Genomic DNA, 16,322 nt, shown 5'->3' with positions numbered 1-16,322 from the left:
CATCGATCTGACGAGGGGATCCCGCCCGTGCGTGCCGGCGACCTGCTGCGGCAGCTGGACCAACGGCTGCTGCCGCCGTTGACCCGGGCGGTGGCCCGTCTCGGTGACACCTCGACGCGGTCCGGCGTGCTCAGCTGGGCCGCGGTGCTCTCCGCGGCGGCGGTGCTGGGTACGGCCGTCTGGGCCGTCGACGACGCCCCGGTCAGCGACCCGACGGTGGGCGAGGTGACCCGCGTCGGGGTGGCCGACGGCGACTCCGTCCCGGGCTACCTCAGCTCCGCGGCGGCCGACCTGGCCGCCCTGGGTCCGACCGCTCCGGCTGCCGTGGACGGGACGTACGCGCTGGTCACGCTCGACGCGTACCTGCCGCCGCAGCGACTGGCGACGGTGCTCGGCGACGTCCCGGTCTCGACGGTCTTCGGGCGGGTGCCGCTGCCCGGTCGGCAGACCGAGATCGTCCGGATGCCCGCCCTGCGGGTGCCCGACGACGTGGTCGCCCAGATGGAGCGGGTGGCCGCGCGCAAGGACGGCGAGGCCGCCGACTACCGGGCGCGGGCCGCCGCGGTGCGCGGCGACGGCGTCGCCGAACGCGAGCTGCGGGAGCGGTACGTCGTCGGCGCCGACGTGGCGAGCGCCGAGGCCCAGGCGTACCGGGCCGGCTGCGCCTGCGTCTACGCCGCGGTGGTGCGCGCGGCGCCGGAGGCGCTGCGCCGGGTGGCCTCCCGCCCGGACGTGCGGGCCGTCGATCCGGCGCCCGAGGTGTACCGGCTGGACCGTACGGTCTTCACGCCACCGCTGCCCGAGCAGAGCGACGTGGTCCGGCCGCCGGTCGACACCGGGCCGAGTCCGACGCCGACGCCGCGCGCGAGTGACGGGTCGACCTCGAGCACACCGAGACCGCCGGTGCCGATGGGCGAATCGTCGGAACCCGCACCGCTCGTAACGATTGCGTCACCCGAGCCGACCCCGGCGGAGTCCACCGAACCTGCCCCGTCGGCGCTCACCACCTCCCCGGACGCGTCCGACACCGGGCTGCTGGCGACCTCCCCACCGTGATCTGGGCCGGGCGGCGTGCGTCCTCAGGAGTGGTCCGAATAGGGTTTGGTTCGTAGCCTGTCAGGCAGAGATCGATGGCGCTGGGAGGGCGGGCCGTGGAGGGCAGTGAGACCGGCTGGGGCCGGCCGGCCGAACCAGCGCCGAGGTGGCGGGCGTTGCTCGACCGTGCCCGGCTGGGCGGTCGGGCGGCGGAGCAGCCCGAGCCCGAACGCCGCGCCGACGAGGCGGCCCCGGACCCACTGCCGCGACGCGCGGCCCCCAACGGCTACGCGGGGCGCGCGTCGGCCATCGGGCATCCGGCCGATCTGTCGTACGGCCAGGAGCCCGGTTACCGGGCCGAGGGGACGTACCGGGTCGACCCGGCCTACCGTGCCGAACCGGGATACCGCGCCGAGCCGGACTACCGGGCCGAGCCGGCGTACCGCTCGGAGCCGGACTACCGCGCCGAGCCGGCGTACCGGTCCGAGCCCGCGTACCGCTCGGAGCCCGCGTACCGCGCGGAGCCGGACTACCGCGCCGAGCCGACGTACCGTGCCGACCCGACATACCGCGCCGAGCCCGGTTACCGCGGCGAGCCGGGCTATCAGGCCGAGCCGGGTTACCAGGCCGAGCCGACCTACCGGGCCGAGCCGGGTTACCAGGCCGCGCCGGGTTACCAGGCTGAGCCGGAGCCGCGTCGTGGCGAGCCGGAGTCGCGCTACGCCATCCTGGACAACGGCTACCGGCAGGGCAATCCCGTCGCTGAGTCCCGGTACGCGCTGCTGGAGACCGGTTACCAGCCGGAGACCGGCTATCCGGCGACCGCGCCGCCGGTGACACCGGCCCCCGCGATCGCGCCGCCGCCGGTGATCCCGCCCCCCGCCCCGCCGGTCGCGCCGCCGCCGGTCGCGTCGGTCACCCCACCCGGGTCGGCCCTCGCCGAGCGCGGCTACCCGGCCCGGGTGGAGTGGCGTCCGCAGGGCGTCGACCAGGAGTCCGAGCGCGCCACCGGGGTGCTCCGCCGTGACCTGGGCACACCCCGGGTGTTCGCGTTCGCCAACCCCAAGGGCGGCGTGCACAAGACCACCGCCACCGTGCTCGCCGCCGCCACCGTCGGAAGCGTGCGAGGGCGGGGCGTACTGGCCTGGGACGACAACGAGCTGCGCGGCACCCTCGGGTTGCGCGCCGGCAGCGCCCGGCACGCCCGCACCATCCGACACCTGGTCAGCGACCTCGCCCAGATCGAGATCCTGGAGGGCGCGACCCTGCTGGAGCGGCTGGACGACTACCTGCGGCACGCCTCCGACGGCTCGTACGACGTGCTGGCCGGCGAGGAGAGCCCGCGCTTCGCCCAGCGGCTCGACCAGTTCACCGTCAAGCGGGTCCTCGAACTGCTGCGGCGTACGCACGACGTGATCTGCGTGGACACCGGCAACAACGTGGAGAGCCCCAACTGGCGCACCGTGATGCACGCCGCCGACCAACTGGTGGTCACCACCGTGCCCCGCGAGGACGCGGCGTTCAGCGCCGACTGGATGCTCGACCTGCTGCACGAGGAGGGCATGGGCGAGCTGGCCGACAACGCGGTCACCCTCATCTCCTGCCCCACCCCCGGCCGCTCGTCCTTGCAGGACGACCTGGAACGGCACTTCGCCACGCGAACCCGCGCGGTGGCCGTGGTGCCGTACGACCCGGCGTTGGAGACCGGATCGTCGATCGAGTACCACCAGCTCCAGCCGGAGACCCGCCAGGCGTGGCTGCGCGCCGCCGCGGCGATGGCGGAGCCGTTCGCCCGGTGAGCTGGTTCGCCGCCACCGGCGCCGCGGCCCGTCGCGGGGCCTGAGAGGATCATCGGGTGAGCCCGGACAACCCCGACCCTGAGCGGCAGGCCGACACCACCGACGACCGGCCCGCGCCGCCATCGACGTCGGCCGTGCCGCCGACGTCGAGCGGGTCCGCACCGCCGAGCGCGTCGGCTGGACCGTCGCCCGCCTGGCCGCCGCCCTGGTCGCCGCCCGACGGGGGTCCGGCCTCGTCGGCGTACCAGAGCTCGCTGGAGCTGACCTTCGACGAGCCGCGCCGGCCGCTGCGGACGGCGGCCACGGTGCTCGGCGTCACCCTCGTCCTGGCCGTGCTGGGCGCGCCGCTCGGGCTGCTCTGGGCGGCGTTCGCGCCGGACACCCCGGTGCTCAAGACCGCCGAGGGGGCGATCTACGCCGAGCCCCAGCCGGAGCAGCCGATCGCCGCCGATGGCTGGTTCAGCCTGCTCGGGCTGGCATTCGGCGTGCTCGCCGCACTGGCCCTGTGGTTCCTGCTGCGTCGCCGACGCGGCCCGGTCGGACTGGTCGGCGCGGTGCTGGGCACGCTCGCCGCGGCCCCGGTGGCCTGGCAGGTGGGGCGTCGGGTCGGGCTGGCGACGTTCGACCGGCTGTTGGACACCGCCCCGGCGGGGCAGGCCTTCACCAAACCCGCCGACCTGCGGGCCGGCGGGGTCGACTGGCTCGGGCACGTGCTGCCGGTGCCGCACGGCAACCTGCTGCTGCCGGCGTTCGGGGCCGCCGTCACGTACACCCTGCTGGCCGGCTGGTCGCGGTGGCCGTCGCTGCGCCCGGAGCCCGACCCGGCGTCGTTCAGTTGGGTGTCGGCGGGGACGCCAGCTCCGACAACGGCACCGGAACCGCCCGCACCTGGCGCAGCAGAGCCGCCTCGCGGTTGAGCAGCCGTAGCTCGGCGCGCAGCCGGGCGGCGGTGTCGTCGATGGCGAGCAGCCGCTGCCGGTCGTCGACGGTCAGCGCGGCGGTGGCCGCCACCAGGTGCGACAGCACCGTCGGGTCCTCCGGAAGCTGCTCGGAGATCTCCTCCGGGTCGGGGCGGATCAGGCTCAGGTACTGCCGGAACACCGCGATCACGCGGGCGGCCAGCAGGTCGGCGACCTCGTCCGGCCCGTTGGCCTCGGGTAGCCACTCCACCGCGGCCGTCAGGTAGGGCGCGGTGGCGTCCTCGACGTCGGCGATGCGGAATCGACGTCGGCCGACCGTGACGATGTCGAAGCCACCGTCGGCCAGCTCGGTGACCTGACGCAGTTCGGCGGTGCAGCCCACCTCGTGCAGGGTGACGTCGCCGACCCCGTTGCCCGCGCGAGCGCCGGGCCCGGTGGGGGCGACCTCCCAGCCGGCCTGGATGGCCACCACGCCGAACTCGCGCGGCGCGCCCTCGGGCAGGTCGACAAGGTGCCGGACCAGGGCCCGGTAGCGCTCCTCGAAGATGTGCAGTGGCAGCACCAACCCGGGAAAGAGCACCGTTGCGAGCGGAAACACCGGCAGCCGTGCGGTCACGCCGTCGAGCGTAACCAATCGCGTCCGCGACGGCGTGGCCCGGCTCACCGTCCCGCCGAGCGGACGGCCCGGGTGGGCGACGGACGGGCCGCCTAGACTCGCAAGGGTGCTGAATCGGATCGACCTGCGCGACGGTCTCGGTGACCCGCGCCGTCTGCTGCCCCGTGCCCAGCTCGACGTGTCCGTTGCCGTCGAGCGGATCCGCCCGCTGGTGGAGGCGGTCCGCGAGCATGGGTACCCGGCGATCCGGGAGGCCAGCGAGCGGTTCGACGGCATCTCGCCGGAGGTGCTGCGGGTGCCGGTCGAGGCGATCGCCGAGGCTGAGGGGGTGCTCGACCCGGCCGTGCGCGAGGCGCTGCTGGAGTCGATCAGCCGGGCCCGCAGGGTGCACGCCGACCAGCGGCGTACCGACCACGTCACCCAGGTGGTGCCCGGCGGCACGGTCACCGAGCGCTGGCTGCCCGTCGACCGGGTCGGCCTCTACGTCCCCGGCGGCCTCGCCATGTACCCGTCGACGGTGGTGATGAACGTGGTGCCGGCCCAGGCGGCCGGAGTGCGTTCGCTGGTGGTGGTCAGCCCGCCGCAGAAGGACAACGGCGGCCTGCCCGACGCCCGGGTGCTCGCGGCGTGTGCGCTGCTCGGCGTCGACGAGGTGTACGCGGTCGGCGGCGCCCAGGCGGTCGCGATGCTGGCGTACGGGTCGGCCGTCGATCCGGCCGGCGAACTGCGCTGCGAGCCCGTCGACCTGGTCACCGGGCCGGGCAACATCTGGGTGACGGCCGCCAAGCGGCTGCTGCGCGGTGTGGTCGGCATCGACGCCGAGGCCGGTCCGACCGAGATCGCCATCCTGGCCGACGACACCGCCGACCCGGCGCACGTCGCCGCCGACCTGATCAGCCAGGCCGAGCACGACCCGCTCGCGGCGAGCGTGCTCGTCACCCCGTCGCCGGCGCTCGTCGACGCCGTCGAGGCGGAGCTGGCCCGGCAGGTGCCGGCCACCAAGCACGCCGAGCGGGTGACCACGGCGCTGACCGGCGAGCAGAGCGGAGTGGTCCTCGTCGACGACCTCGAGGCGGGGCTGCGGGTGGTCGACGCGTACGCGGCCGAGCACCTGGAGATCCAGACGGTCGACGCGCGGGAGTGGGCGCTGCGGGTCCGCAACGCCGGGGCGATCTTCGTGGGCGCCTGGTCGCCGGTGTCACTCGGCGACTACTGCGCCGGCTCCAACCACGTGCTGCCCACCGGCGGCTGCGCCCGGCACTCCTCCGGGTTGTCGGTGCAGTCCTTCCTGCGCGGGGTGCACCTCATCGAGTACACCGAGGCCGCGCTGCGCGACGTGGCGCCGCACGTGGTGACCCTGGCGACCGTCGAGGACCTGCCGGCGCACGGCCAGGCCGTCCAGGCCCGCTTCCCGGGAGAGTCGGCGTGAGCGGCCTCGACGATCTGCCGATCCGCGACGACCTGCGCGGACTGTCGCCATACGGGGCGCCGCAGCTCGACGTGGCGGTGCGGCTCAACACCAACGAGAACTCCTACCCGGTGCCGGAGCCGGTCGTCGAGGCGATCGGCAAGGCGCTCGCCGCCGAGCTGCGTGACCTGAACCGCTACCCCGACCGGGACGCGGTGGCCCTGCGCGCCGACCTGGCCGAATACCTGGGGCACGGGCTCACCGTCGAGCAGGTGTGGGCGGCGAACGGCTCGAACGAGATCCAGCAGCAGCTCCTTCAGGCCTTCGGCGGGCCGGGGCGCACCGCGTTGGGCTTCGTCCCGTCGTACTCGATGCACCCGCTGCTGGCCCTCGGCACCGGCACCCGGTGGGTGCCGGCGCGGCGCGGCGTCGACTTCGGGTTGACCGCCGACGAGGCGGTCGCCGAGGTCCGCGAGCACCGGCCCGACGTGGTCTTCCTCTGCTCGCCCAACAACCCGACCGGCACCGCGCTGGATCCGACGGTCGTCGCCGCCGTGCTCGACGTCGCCCCCGGGATGGTGGTCGTCGACGAGGCGTACGCCGAGTTCGCCCGGCCTGGCACGGTCAGCGCCCTCGCGGTGCTGCCCGGCCACCCGCGGCTCGTGGTGACCCGGACGATGAGCAAGGCCTTCGGCTTCGCCGGTGGCCGGTTGGGCTACCTGGCCGCCGACGCGGCGGTGGTGGAGGCGGTGCAGCTCGTCCGCCTGCCGTACCACCTGTCCGCGCTGACCCAGGCCGCCGCCCGCGCGGCGCTGACCCACCGGGACGCCCTGCTCGGTACGGTGACCGCCGTGATGGCGCAGCGGGACCGGATCGTGGCGACGCTGCGCGGTCGTGGCCTGCGGGTGGCCGACAGTGACGCCAACTTCGTGCTGTTCGAGGTCGGCGGCGACCAGGCCACCGTCTGGCGCGCCCTGCTGGAGCAGGGGGTGCTGGTCCGTGACGTCGGCCTGCCCGGCTGGCTGCGGGTGACCGCCGGCACGCCGGCCGAGACCGACGCATTTTTGACTGCAATGGAGGCTGCAGCGATGGGAGCGCGAGGAGTGAGCTTGCGAGCCCCGCAGTCGCGACCGAAAGGTAAGCAATGAGCCGGACCGCCCGGGTGGAGCGGATCACCAAGGAGACCAAGGTCCTCGTCGAGATCGACCTCGACGGCACCGGCGCCGCCGAGATCAGCACCGGTGTGGGCTTCTACGACCACATGCTCCACCAGATCGCCCGGCACGGCGGCTACGACCTGACCGTCCGCACGGTGGGCGACCTGGAGATCGACGCGCACCACACGATGGAGGACACGGCCCTCGCGCTGGGGGCCGCGTTCGACCAGGCGCTGGGCGACAAGGCCGGCATCCGGCGGTACGGGTCGGCGACCGTCCCGATGGACGAGGTGCTGGTCCGGGCCGCGGTGGACCTGTCCGGCCGCCCGTACGTGGTGCACGACGAGCCGCTGCTCGCGCCGTACATCGGGCCGGTCTACGCGACGAGCATGACGCGGCACATCTGGGAGTCGTTCGGCCAGGCGGCCCGGGTGACGCTGCACGTCGACGTGCTGCGGGCGGCGCGTCCCGGTGGCCACCCGGACGCGCACCACGTGGTGGAGGCCCAGTTCAAGGCGGTCTCCCGGGCGTTGCGCGAGGCCACGGCGATCGACCCGCGGGCGGCGGGCGCGATCCCGAGCACGAAGGGCGCCCTCTGATGGGTGCCGCGTTGCCGACTCTGCTGTTGATCCTTGCCGGGGTGCTGGTGGGTGGGGCGTGGTCGCTGCACCGGCAGGGCGCTCCGCGGGGGGCCGTCGTGGTGACCGCGCTGCTGGCGCTGCTCGCCACGGCCGCCGGGGTGCTGCGGCTGATTCCGGAGTCGGGGTCGTGACGGCCGATGTGGTGGTGCTCGACTACGGGTCGGGCAACCTGCGTTCGGCGGAGCGGGCGCTGGCTGCGGCCGGCGCGGCCGTCCGGGTGACCGACGACCTGGCCGCGGCGGCCGCCGCCGACGGTCTCGTGGTGCCGGGAGTCGGCGCGTACGCCGCGTGCATGGCGGGTATCGAGGCGCTCGGCGCGGGCCCGGTGATCGCGGAGCGGGTGGCGGCGGGTCGGCCGGTGCTCGGCATCTGTGTGGGCATGCAGGTGCTCTTCGAATACGGCGAGGAGCACGGGGTCGTGTCGAAGGGCCTCGGGCTGCTGCCCGGCGGGGTGACCCGGTTGGCGGCGCACCGTCTGCCGCACATGGGCTGGAACACGGTCCGCGCGCCCCGGGCTTCGGTGCTGTTCGCCGGCCTGCCGGCCGAGAGCCGGTTCTACTTCGTGCACTCGTACGCGATGGGCGACCCGGCGGCGTTGGCGGGCGCGGGCGCGCTGGTGACCACGGCCCATCACGACACCGACTTCGTGGCGGCCGTGGAGCGAGGGCCGCTGTCGGCGGCGCAGTTCCACCCGGAGAAGTCCGCCGACACCGGTGCCGCGCTGCTGCGCAACTGGCTCGCCACCCTGCCCGCCGGTGACTGAGCGTCGACACCGTCCCGCGTTCGACCTGCGGGCGTCGCGGTGAGTCGGGAACGGGCCCGCCGGCGGGCGGAACGTGAGGCGGAGTTGGCGCGCGAGCGGGCGGTCCGGCAGCGCCGGGTGGCCCGTCGGCAGCGCCGCCGCGCGGTCCTGCGTCGGCTGACGCCGCAGGTGCGGCGGGGTCGTTCGGGCCGGCTGGCCCGGCACACGCGGGGCGAGCGCGCGGCGATCGTGTTGCTCACCGGTGCGGCGATGATCCTGATCTGGACGTTCGTCGACGATCTGGCGCTGCGCGTCGCGCTGATCGTGTTGTTGCTGCTCGTACTGCCGGCGATCGTGGTGATCGCCCTGGACCGTCGTACCTGATCGAGGAGAAGACGTTGAGCCTCACCCTTTTACCCGCCGTGGACGTCGCCGACGGCCGGGCCGTCCGGCTCGTGCAGGGCGCCGCCGGCAGCGAGAGCGTCTACGGCGACCCGCTGGACGCGGCGCTGGCGTGGCAGCGCGACGGCGCCGAGTGGATCCACCTGGTCGACCTGGACGCGGCTTTCGGGCGGGGCACCAACGCGCACCTGCTCGCCGAGGTGGTGCGCCAGCTTGACGTGCAGGTCGAGTTGTCGGGTGGGATCCGCGACGACGAGTCGCTGCGCGCGGCGCTGGGCACCGGGGCGGCCCGGGTGAACATCGGCACCGCCGCCCTGGAGAACCCGGAGTGGTGCGACCGGGTCGTCGGGGAGTACGGCGACCGGGTCGCGATCGGGCTGGACGTCCGGGGTCAGACGCTGTCCGCGCGGGGGTGGACCCGCGACGGCGGTGACCTGTACGAGGTGCTGGAGCGCCTGGACAAGGCGGGGGCCACGCGGTACGTGGTCACCGACATCACCAAGGACGGCACCATGCGCGGGCCGAACCTGGATCTGCTGCGGGACGTGTGCGCGCGGACCGACCGGCCGGTGATCGCCTCCGGTGGTGTGTCCACGCTGGACGACCTGCGGGCCCTGGCCGCGCTGGAGCCGCTGGGTGTGGAGGGTGTGATCGCCGGCAAGGCGCTGTACGCGGGCGCGTTCACGGTGGCCGAGGCGCTGCGTACGCTGGCCGAGGCGTGACGGTCACCCGGCTGGGCTCGGGCGGGCCGTGGGAGCAGAGCTACGGCTACTCGCGGGTGGTGCGGGCCGGTGACCTGGCCCTCACGGCGGGGTGCACCTCCACCGTGGACGGTCGAGTGGTGCATGTCGGGGACGCCGCCGCGCAGACGGCGCAGGCGCTGCGGATCGGGTTGGCGGCGCTCGCCGAGGTGGGCGTGGAGCCGGGTGACGTGGTGCGGACCAGGATGTACGTGACCGACCGGCTGCACGCCGACGAGGTTGGCCGGGCGCACAACGCGGTCTTCGGCGCGGTCCGACCGGTGGCGACGCTCGTGATGGTGGCGGGTCTGCTCGATCCGGAGCATCTGGTCGAGGTGGAGTTGGAGGCGTACGTCGGCGACCGCTGACTCCGGCGGTGGTCCCCGTCACGGCGACTTCCGCGCTGATCGGTTGTGCACAACTTAATTGCGGGCTACGGTTCACCGGTGACCGATGACCTGGTGCTGCGCCGGCAGGTGTGCTTCGCGCTCTACGCCGCGTCGCGCGCCCTCACCGACGTGTACCGGCCGATCCTCGACGAGGCCGGGCTGACCTACCCGCAGTACCTGGTGCTGCTGGTCCTCTGGGAACGCCCCGACGACCCGCCCGCGGTGTCCGAGCTCGGCGCCGAGCTGCGGCTCGACTCCGGCACGCTCTCCCCACTGCTCAAGCGGCTGGAGAGCGCGGGCCTGGTGGTGCGCCGACGCTCGGCTCGCGACGAACGGCGGGTCGAGGTGGGCCTCACCGAGCAGGGTCGGGCGCTGCGGGAACGGCTCTGCGGCGTCCCGCTGCGAATCGCGCAGGCCACCGGCCTGGGCCTCGACGAGCTCGTCGCGCTGCGCGACACCCTCACCCGGGTCACCGAGACCGTCCATCGACAGAAGGAGCAGTGACCATCATGAAGGTTCTCTACACCGCGTCCGCGACCGCCACCGGTGACGGCCGGGACGGCCACGTCGAGACCTCCGACGGCACCTTCGCCATGGACCTGGCGTCGCCGAAGGAGTTGGGTGGCGAGGGTGGCGGCAGCAACCCCGAGCAGCTCTTCGCCGCCGGCTACGCCGCCTGCTTCCACAGCGCCCTGCGCATCGTCGGTCGCCGCGCCAAGGCCGACGTGACCGGTTCCGTCGTCTCCGCCGAGGTCGGCATCGGCCCGAACGGCAGCGGTGGCTTCGGGCTCACCGCGCAGCTCGTCGTCGACCTGCCCGCCGTACCCCGCGAGACCGCCGAGCAGCTCGTCGAGCAGGCCCACCAGGTCTGCCCGTACTCCAACGCCACCCGCGGCAACATCGACGTCGTGCTCACCGTCCGCGAGACCCTGGCCGCCTGACCGTCCGTAGCGGCCCCGGACCCCCATTCGCGTACGGAAGGACGACCACCCCGATGACCAGCAACCGCGAGATCCACCTGGCCCGCCGCCCCGAGGGTTGGCCCACCGAAGACACCTTCCGACTCGTCGAGACCGACGTCCCGACGCCCGGACCCGGCCAGATCGTGGTCCGCAACCAGTACGTCTCCGTCGACCCGTACATGCGGGGACGGATGAACGACGTCAAGTCGTACGTGCCGCCGTTCGCGCTCGACGCCCCGCTCGACGGGGCCGCCGTCGGCGAGGTGGTGGCCAGCGAGTCACCCGACATCGCCGTGGGCGACACCGTCCTGCACGGTCTCGGCTGGCGGGAGTACGCGCTCCTCGACGCCGGTCGCGCCCGCACCGTCGACGCGAGCCTCGCCCCGGCCAGCGCGTACCTGAGCGTGCTCGGCATGCCCGGGCTCACCGCGTACGCCGGTCTGCTGGAGGTCGCCGCCATGAAGCCCGGCGAGACGGTCTTCGTCTCCGCCGCGGCCGGCTCGGTCGGCAGCCTGGTGGGTCAGATCGCCAAGCTCAAGGGCGCGGGCCGGGTCATCGGCAGCGCCGGCTCGGCCGCCAAGGTCGAGCGGCTGCGGGCGCTCGGCTTCGACGCCGCGTTCGACTACCACGACGGCCCGGTCCGTGACTCGCTGCGCGCGGCCGCCCCGGACGGCGTCGACGTCTACTTCGACAACGTCGGTGGCGACCACCTTGAGGCCGCGATCTCGGCCATGAACCTGCACGGCCGGGCCGCCATCTGCGGCATGATCGCGCAGTACAACGCCACCGAGCCGCCGGCCGCGCCGCGCAACCTCGCGCTGGTCATCGGCAAGCGGCTCACCCTGCGTGGGTTCCTGGTCAACGACCACAACAACCTGCGCGCGACGTTCGTCCAGGACGTCGCCGGGTGGCTGCGCGAGGGCACACTCTCCTACGACGAAACGGTCGTCGACGGCATCGAGAACGCCCCGGCGGCGTTCCTCGGGCTGCTGCGCGGCGAGAACCTGGGCAAGATGCTCGTCCGGGTGTGACGTGCGTGTCCGGCGCGGCGGTCGGCCCCCTCGGGTCGGCCGCCGCGCCGTACGCGGAGGATAGGGTGGCGGCATGACGGTGGCGGTACGGGTGATCCCCTGTCTCGACGTGGACGCCGGACGGGTGGTCAAGGGGGTCAACTTCCTCGACCTGCGCGACGCCGGCGACCCGGTGGAGCTGGCCGCCGCGTACGACCGGGCCGGCGCCGACGAGCTCACGTTCCTCGACGTCACCGCGTCGTCCAGCGACCGGGGCACCATGCTCGACGTGGTGCGCCGCACCGCCGAGTCGGTCTTCATTCCGCTGACCGTCGGGGGCGGGGTCCGGCAGGTCGGCGACGTCGACACGCTGCTGCGCGCCGGGGCGGACAAGGTCGGCGTCAACACCGCCGCCATCGCCCGGCCGGAGCTGATCGCTGAGATCGCCGACCGGTTCGGTCGGCAGGTGCTCGTGCTCTCCCTCGACGTCCGCCGCGCGGCCACGGGCGACACGCCCAGCGGGTTCGAGGTCACCACCCACGGCGGCCGGCGCGGCACCGGCATCGACGCGGTCGGCTGGGCCCGGCAGGTCGCCGAGCTGGGCGCGGGGGAGATCCTGCTCAACTCGATGGACGCCGACGGCACCAAGGCGGGCTTCGACCTGGAACTGATCGGCGCGGTCCGGGCCGTGGTGGACGTACCGGTCGTCGCCAGCGGCGGGGCCGGTGAGGTGGCGCACTTCCCGCCGGCGATCGGGGCCGGGGCCGACGCCGTCCTCGCGGCCAGCGTCTTTCACTTCGGCGAGCTGACGGTGGGCGAGGTCAAGGACGCCCTGCGCCGCAGCGGCCACCCGGTGCGCTAGCGGCTCATGCGAAGGAGGACCACATGGACCGTGCCTTCCTGACCACCGCCACCTGGCGCAAGAGCAGCCGCAGCTTGAACGGGAATGCCGAGTGCGTCGAAGTTGCTCTGGCGTCGCACGCGGTCGCCATCCGTGACTCCAAGAACCCGTGGGGTCCGTCCCTGGTCGTGACCGTGGCGGCGTGGACGGCATTCATCGACGGGGTCAGGCACGCCAGCACGCGGCCCTGATCCACGCGAGTCGAACACCGACGCCGCTGACCCGCTGTGGCTGCCCGCCGTGTCGATGTGCTGTTGAGTGGTATACCTCAGAGGTATCAATATGACTCTCAGGTATACCGCTCACGACCGCATCCGCCCCCACGGCGGTGACCGGGGGTCACCGCCGACCGCCGGCGCAGGGTGACGGCGGACCCAGATGGTACGCGTCGTGCGCGACCAGATCCGCAAATGCTCCCGCCCATGCCCAGCACCGGACGCGGGCGCGGACCCCACATCTCGTGAGGAGTCAGCGCAGCACGGGGATGGTGTCGAGCTGATCGGGGCGGAGGTTCGACCTGATGATGCCGGACGGTCGCTGACGATCCGGAGCGCATGCGACGGCCTCTTCAGGAGTGACCGCGTAGTCGACGCTGAAGTCATGATCGGCGTGCGGTAGATCCTCGTCCAGAAGTTGGCTCTGGTGGACGGTGGTGGCGATTGCCGTTTCCCTGGTCACGAGGCCGGCCTCGGCCAGGAGCGCGATCTCCAGGTCGGAGTAGCCTGCCCCCTTGCCGAGCCGTACGCCGTTCGGTCGGCTGATCGCGACGCTGCCGCACACGATCACGTCCACCGGGCGCATGTCGTCGGTGCCGACTGTGGGCGCGACCTCGGGCGCACCGGTGCTCGTGGCCGCAATCTCGAACGGAACGTCCAGAACGGCCGGGTCGAGCAGGTAGAAGGGTTTCGGCGTGGCGAGTCGCGGGACCGCCATGTAGAGCAGCTTGCCCTCTTGGAGGGCGCGGACCCGGACGGGCAGCTGGGCCCGGTCGGGATTGCACTTGACGACCCGCGCCCGCTTCCAGACTTCCAGATCGGCGAGCCGGGCCGCTGCGTCTTCCTTGCCGGCGAAGTCGGGGATGTGGCCGTGGACGCCGGGCGGTGCGACGCCTTCGCGTTCGAGGAGGTCCCAGACGGCTCGTCGAACGGCCTGCTTGGCCTCGTCGGTGCTTGTCACGCTGGTGCTCCTAGGGAGTCATGAGGGTGAGGAGCCGGTCGTTGACGTCCTGGACCAACGGTTGCCCGCTCCAGGGACGCAGCTGCCGGGCAGCGGCAAAGGCGAGCGTGAGGCCACCTCCGGCCCGGGTCCGCTCGATGACATCGACGGCGAGATTCAGGTAGGAGACGGCAGTGTCGAGGTCGCGGTGGCGGATGTTGGCGAGGGCGAGATTGCCGAGGACGACAGCGGTCGACTTACGTCGCACGGCGATCAGGTGATGAGCTGTCTCCAATGCTTTGACGGCTTTGGTTGACTGGCCCAACGACAACCAGCAGGAGCCCGCCAGTCGCGCGTAATGGCTGGGACAGTAGAGAGCTGCGGCCGGATCCTGTGTGCCGACCGAGGCGAAATGATCTTCGGCGGCTCCAAGTGCCTCAGTGCAGTCAGGAACGTGGCCGAGCATGGCATGTGCCTCGGCACAGTGCAGGTGGGCGAGGCCAGCGAGCACGTGACTGTCGCGGCGACTCACCGCAGCGGCCTGTGTGGTCAACGCGAGGGCGGCGGTCGGCCGCCTCGTCCCGTAAAGCGCGAGGTAGCTCTTGCGAAGGATCGCGTTGGCTTCGGCGACCGGGTCGCGGGCTTCTCTCGCGGCGCTGATCGCCTGGTCGAAGTAGGTCGCGCTGGCGGCGTGGTCGTGTCGCTGCGTGGCGTCCCATACGAGCTGGCCCATCAAGGTTGCCGCTTCGGCGACCGCCGCGGCCAGTTCCCGCCGAACTGAACCGACATCGGCGTGCTGGCGGAGGAAGACCGCCTGACCGTGCAGTTGTGCCGCTTCGGCGAGCAGGAGGGTCGAGGGCGTCTGGTCGTAGCGTTCGTCCAGATGCCGCACGCGCTCCCGCAGGCGTGCCACGGTGATCAGGTCGACGCGACCAGGCAGCCGCAACGCGTAGGCGAGACGTCCGTCGGGGGTTGCGGGCGGCTGATGGGTGTCGGGCAGGAGAAGATCGGCCAGTTCCTCGATGGACACCTTGAGCGCCGTGGCCAGGTGTGGACGGTGCCAAGGCTGCGGGTCCGTCTCCGCGCGTTCCCACCGCACGATGGTGGAACGATCCACGCCGAGGACTTCGGCGAGCCGTTCTTGGCTGAGTCCGATCGCCTTGCGTCGCTGCGCCAGCCGATGCCGCCGAAAGCCGGGCGCGCGCCGCCCCATGCCGTCGCTGCGTGTCACAGACCCATTTATCCAGCTCATACAGGTCGTCGCAATGGGGATGCATCGGTTCTGCGCCATTGACGCACTGGGACCTGCCGGCTCGCAGCGGTTGGGTGGATGACGAGCGACCAAGCGAGCTACTGAGCGGAGGGTGCAGCGTGAGCTGTTCGAAGCGCGATCGCACCGATGATCTAGTAGAGCGCTCAGGTCTTGCTCATGTCCGGACGACTCCCCACCTGCGTACCGCCATCGGGGCTGCGCGGGTGGGTGATCGGCGGTCTCTCCCGAGCCGCCGTGCGGCGGCGGTGGGCTCGCCATTCCCCCGGCGAGCCCACCGCCGGCCGTCTCGAGGGAACGTGGGCGCATGACCGTGCACCGGAACCGGTCAAATGAAGGTGGGCATGTGCCGATGCGTCCCCTGTGGCTGTGCCACCGTTGCGGGCAGCCGTGGCCGTGCGGGTCGGCGAAGCTGGCTCTCGTGGCCGAGTACCGGGACGTGTCGTTGAGCCTGTTCCTCTACCTCGCCGGCTGTCTGCACGAGGCCATTGATGACCTGCACCGGCTCAACCCCACCGTGACCGGCACCGCGGCTGATCTGTTCGATCGGTTCCTCGGCTGGCCGGTCCGGCACCGCCGCCTGTCCAGCGCCGAACCGCAGACACCGGAGGGGACATGACAGCGCCCGTCACGTACACCGTGCACACCGCCGAATCGGCCACGACCGTGTTTGCGGCGCTGGTGTGTCTGTACGCGGTCGTCTACGCGGAGCCGCCCTACGCCGAGGGGCCGGAGCAGGTGGCCGGTTTCGCCGACGGCTTGCCCGACGAGTCACGACGCCCCGGGTTCACTCTCGTGGTCGCCGAGGACGCGGACGCGCTGGTGGGTGCGGCGTACGGGTGGACGATGCCTGCCGGGCGGTGGTGGAGGCGCGCCGACGCCGAGCCTCCTGCCGATCTCCGCGCCGCCGACAAGTTCGCGGTGCTGGAGTGGATCGTGCACCCCGAGCGGCGCGGTGCGGGCATCGGCGCGGAACTCATCCGCCGGCTCCTCGACGGGCGGCCCGAACGGTGGGCGACCCTCTCGTCCAACCCGGCCGCACCCGCCCGCATCATCTACCAGCGGGCGGGGTGGCAGTGGGTCGGCGGATCGGCGATGCCCGACGGCACGCCGATGCACCTGCTCGCCCTGCCGCTACCCGTCGCACCCGTCCAGCGTCCCTGAGCGCCGCTGGG

General features: G+C 73.0%; 21 protein-coding genes. 18 read left to right on the top strand and 3 right to left on the bottom strand.

Annotation, left to right across the window (positions count from 1 at the left end; all coding sequences use genetic code 11):
- The first annotated feature begins 27 nt into the window (after positions 1-27).
- The 3 genes from ACQPZK_RS22510 (at position 28) to ACQPZK_RS22500 (ending at position 3,751) form a co-directional block, all read left to right on the top strand.
- A complete protein-coding gene (locus ACQPZK_RS22510) occupies positions 28-1,056 on the top strand; it encodes a hypothetical protein (protein ID WP_433534893.1) in 1,029 nt (342 codons plus the stop codon).
- 95 nt (positions 1,057-1,151) lie between these two features.
- Entirely contained in the window at positions 1,152-2,834 is a 1,683-nt protein-coding gene (locus ACQPZK_RS22505; RefSeq protein ID WP_433539279.1) for an AAA family ATPase, read from the top strand.
- Between the two features lie 56 nt (positions 2,835-2,890).
- Positions 2,891-3,751, top strand: coding sequence for a DUF2567 domain-containing protein (locus tag ACQPZK_RS22500; protein WP_433534892.1), 861 nt, complete (start codon positions 2,891-2,893; stop codon positions 3,749-3,751).
- Here the strand turns inward: ACQPZK_RS22500 and ACQPZK_RS22495 are convergent.
- Positions 3,666-4,370 carry an LON peptidase substrate-binding domain-containing protein gene (locus ACQPZK_RS22495; protein WP_433534891.1) on the bottom strand — a complete coding sequence of 235 codons (705 nt, stop codon included), beginning with the start codon at positions 4,368-4,370 and terminating at the stop codon, positions 3,666-3,668. The two genes, ACQPZK_RS22500 and ACQPZK_RS22495, sit on opposite strands and share 86 nt — an antisense overlap.
- A gap of 106 nt (positions 4,371-4,476) precedes the next feature.
- Here ACQPZK_RS22495 and hisD point away from each other — a divergent pair, with 106 nt between their 5' ends.
- From hisD to ACQPZK_RS22430, 13 genes are all read left to right on the top strand, one after another.
- Complete coding sequence (gene hisD / locus ACQPZK_RS22490; protein WP_433534890.1) at positions 4,477-5,799, top strand: histidinol dehydrogenase; 1,323 nt, start codon at positions 4,477-4,479, stop codon at positions 5,797-5,799.
- The gene (locus ACQPZK_RS22485; protein WP_433534889.1) at positions 5,796-6,926 is read left to right on the top strand and encodes a histidinol-phosphate transaminase; all 1,131 of its coding nucleotides are present in this window, start codon (positions 5,796-5,798) and stop codon (positions 6,924-6,926) included. Before hisD ends, ACQPZK_RS22485 begins: the two co-directional genes overlap by 4 nt.
- Positions 6,923-7,534: an imidazoleglycerol-phosphate dehydratase HisB gene (hisB, locus tag ACQPZK_RS22480; protein WP_355049484.1), complete on the top strand. Its 612-nt coding sequence runs from the start codon at positions 6,923-6,925 to the stop codon at positions 7,532-7,534. Before ACQPZK_RS22485 ends, hisB begins: the two co-directional genes overlap by 4 nt.
- On the top strand, positions 7,534-7,707 hold the full coding sequence (locus tag ACQPZK_RS22475; protein ID WP_266244462.1) for a hypothetical protein: 174 nt from the start codon (positions 7,534-7,536) through the stop codon (positions 7,705-7,707). The genes hisB and ACQPZK_RS22475 overlap by 1 nt, the downstream gene beginning before the upstream one ends.
- Positions 7,704-8,339 carry an imidazole glycerol phosphate synthase subunit HisH gene (gene hisH / locus ACQPZK_RS22470; RefSeq protein ID WP_433534888.1) on the top strand — a complete coding sequence of 212 codons (636 nt, stop codon included), beginning with the start codon at positions 7,704-7,706 and terminating at the stop codon, positions 8,337-8,339. Before ACQPZK_RS22475 ends, hisH begins: the two co-directional genes overlap by 4 nt.
- 39 nt (positions 8,340-8,378) lie before the next feature.
- Positions 8,379-8,702: a hypothetical protein gene (locus ACQPZK_RS22465; protein WP_433534887.1), complete on the top strand. Its 324-nt coding sequence runs from the start codon at positions 8,379-8,381 to the stop codon at positions 8,700-8,702.
- 14 nt (positions 8,703-8,716) lie between these two features.
- Entirely contained in the window at positions 8,717-9,442 is a 726-nt protein-coding gene (gene priA / locus ACQPZK_RS22460) for a bifunctional 1-(5-phosphoribosyl)-5-((5-phosphoribosylamino)methylideneamino)imidazole-4-carboxamide isomerase/phosphoribosylanthranilate isomerase PriA (protein WP_433534886.1), read from the top strand.
- Positions 9,439-9,828 (top strand): RidA family protein, encoded by a 390-nt coding sequence (locus ACQPZK_RS22455; RefSeq protein ID WP_433534885.1) that lies wholly within the window; start codon positions 9,439-9,441, stop codon positions 9,826-9,828. Before priA ends, ACQPZK_RS22455 begins: the two co-directional genes overlap by 4 nt.
- A 78-nt stretch (positions 9,829-9,906) precedes the next feature.
- Entirely contained in the window at positions 9,907-10,353 is a 447-nt protein-coding gene (locus ACQPZK_RS22450) for a MarR family winged helix-turn-helix transcriptional regulator (protein WP_433534884.1), read from the top strand.
- 5 nt (positions 10,354-10,358) lie between these two features.
- A complete protein-coding gene (locus ACQPZK_RS22445; RefSeq protein ID WP_433534883.1) occupies positions 10,359-10,790 on the top strand; it encodes an organic hydroperoxide resistance protein in 432 nt (143 codons plus the stop codon).
- A 53-nt stretch (positions 10,791-10,843) separates the two neighbouring features.
- The gene (locus ACQPZK_RS22440) at positions 10,844-11,842 is read left to right on the top strand and encodes an NADP-dependent oxidoreductase (protein ID WP_433534882.1); all 999 of its coding nucleotides are present in this window, start codon (positions 10,844-10,846) and stop codon (positions 11,840-11,842) included.
- A 73-nt stretch (positions 11,843-11,915) separates the two neighbouring features.
- Positions 11,916-12,683, top strand: a complete 768-nt coding sequence (gene hisF / locus ACQPZK_RS22435) for an imidazole glycerol phosphate synthase subunit HisF (RefSeq protein ID WP_433534881.1) — start codon at positions 11,916-11,918, stop codon at positions 12,681-12,683.
- A 23-nt stretch (positions 12,684-12,706) separates the two neighbouring features.
- Positions 12,707-12,913 carry a DUF397 domain-containing protein gene (locus ACQPZK_RS22430; RefSeq protein ID WP_433534880.1) on the top strand — a complete coding sequence of 69 codons (207 nt, stop codon included), beginning with the start codon at positions 12,707-12,709 and terminating at the stop codon, positions 12,911-12,913.
- A 277-nt stretch (positions 12,914-13,190) separates the two neighbouring features.
- Here the strand turns inward: ACQPZK_RS22430 and ACQPZK_RS22425 are convergent, their stop codons facing one another.
- Positions 13,191-13,898 carry a 5-formyltetrahydrofolate cyclo-ligase gene (locus ACQPZK_RS22425; protein ID WP_433534879.1) on the bottom strand — a complete coding sequence of 236 codons (708 nt, stop codon included), beginning with the start codon at positions 13,896-13,898 and terminating at the stop codon, positions 13,191-13,193.
- Between the two features lie 10 nt (positions 13,899-13,908).
- Positions 13,909-15,168 carry a helix-turn-helix transcriptional regulator gene (locus ACQPZK_RS22420; RefSeq protein ID WP_433534878.1) on the bottom strand — a complete coding sequence of 420 codons (1,260 nt, stop codon included), beginning with the start codon at positions 15,166-15,168 and terminating at the stop codon, positions 13,909-13,911.
- Positions 15,169-15,454: 286 nt separating this feature from the next.
- On the opposite strand from ACQPZK_RS22420, the gene ACQPZK_RS22415 reads away from it, so the two are divergent.
- Both ACQPZK_RS22415 and ACQPZK_RS22410 read left to right on the top strand, forming a co-directional pair.
- Positions 15,455-15,766, top strand: a complete 312-nt coding sequence (locus ACQPZK_RS22415; RefSeq protein ID WP_433534877.1) for a hypothetical protein — start codon at positions 15,455-15,457, stop codon at positions 15,764-15,766.
- The gene (locus ACQPZK_RS22410) at positions 15,763-16,311 is read left to right on the top strand and encodes a GNAT family N-acetyltransferase (protein WP_433534876.1); all 549 of its coding nucleotides are present in this window, start codon (positions 15,763-15,765) and stop codon (positions 16,309-16,311) included. Before ACQPZK_RS22415 ends, ACQPZK_RS22410 begins: the two co-directional genes overlap by 4 nt.
- The last annotated feature ends 11 nt before the right edge of the window (positions 16,312-16,322 follow it).

Source organism: Micromonospora sp. CA-249363, from assembly GCF_050950185.1.
Lineage (GTDB): Bacteria > Actinomycetota > Actinomycetes > Mycobacteriales > Micromonosporaceae > Micromonospora.
Note: the sequence above shows the minus strand (reverse complement) of the source record. Positions and strands in the feature narration are given on the sequence as shown.

Bases quoted from the DNA above. Each gene is read 5' to 3' on its own strand.
- hisB (WP_355049484.1), top strand. From the start codon at position 6,923: ATGAGCCGGACCGCCCGGGTGGAGCGGATCACCAAGGAGACCAAGGTC.
- ACQPZK_RS22475 (WP_266244462.1), top strand. From the start codon at position 7,534: ATGGGTGCCGCGTTGCCGACTCTGCTGTTGATCCTTGCCGGGGTGCTG.
- ACQPZK_RS22445 (WP_433534883.1), top strand. From the start codon at position 10,359: ATGAAGGTTCTCTACACCGCGTCCGCGACCGCCACCGGTGACGGCCGG.
- ACQPZK_RS22440 (WP_433534882.1), top strand. From the start codon at position 10,844: ATGACCAGCAACCGCGAGATCCACCTGGCCCGCCGCCCCGAGGGTTGG.
- hisF (WP_433534881.1), top strand. From the start codon at position 11,916: ATGACGGTGGCGGTACGGGTGATCCCCTGTCTCGACGTGGACGCCGGA.
- ACQPZK_RS22430 (WP_433534880.1), top strand. From the start codon at position 12,707: ATGGACCGTGCCTTCCTGACCACCGCCACCTGGCGCAAGAGCAGCCGC.
- ACQPZK_RS22420 (WP_433534878.1), bottom strand. From the start codon at position 15,168: ATGGCGCAGAACCGATGCATCCCCATTGCGACGACCTGTATGAGCTGG.
- ACQPZK_RS22415 (WP_433534877.1), top strand. From the start codon at position 15,455: ATGACCGTGCACCGGAACCGGTCAAATGAAGGTGGGCATGTGCCGATG.
- ACQPZK_RS22410 (WP_433534876.1), top strand. From the start codon at position 15,763: ATGACAGCGCCCGTCACGTACACCGTGCACACCGCCGAATCGGCCACG.